Source organism: Rhodosalinus sp. FB01, assembly GCF_041365715.1.
GTDB lineage: Bacteria > Pseudomonadota > Alphaproteobacteria > Rhodobacterales > Rhodobacteraceae > Rhodosalinus.
The window spans coordinates 1-529 of sequence record NZ_JBGFSH010000055.1; the positions used below are offsets into that span (position 1 = coordinate 1).

Below are 529 nucleotides of genomic sequence, written 5' to 3' on the forward strand. Positions count from 1 at the left end.
CCCTTCGCCCATCTCTACGAGGGCACGATCGAGCAGAACGTGATCTTCCACGTGATGCATCACGCCCTGACCGCCGAGTGATCTCGCGGACCTGATCCACGACCGGAGGGGGCCGCGCGCCGGCCCCCTTCCTCACGCAGAACGACGGCGTCGCGCCGGGGGTCCGGCCCGGTCCCCGACACGACCCGCGCGACGCCACGGGAGACGACCATGCACCGCCGCCATTNCCGGGGGTCCGGCCCGGTCCCCGACACGACCCGCGCGACGCCACGGGAGACGACCATGCACCGCCGCCATTTCCTCACCCTGTCGGCCGCCGGCGCCCTCGCCGCGCCCGCCGCGCTCCGCGCTCAGGCGGAGGAGCCGCTGCAGCTCCGCCGGCTCTACACCGACGACCGCGATTTCTCGGAGACCGCCCGCAGCCTCGAGGGCGACCGCGTGCTCTTCGAGGGCTTCATGGCGCCCCCGCTCGAGGCGAACTCGACCTTCTTCGTGCTGACCAAGATGCCGATGTCGGTCTGCCCCTTCT

At 72.2% G+C, this 529-nt stretch carries 1 pseudogene; it reads left to right on the plus strand.

The window, feature by feature from the left end:
- Positions 1 to 282: 282 nt before the first annotated feature.
- A pseudogene (locus AB6A65_RS16530) lies at positions 283 to 529 on the plus strand (hypothetical protein); the annotation flags it as partial.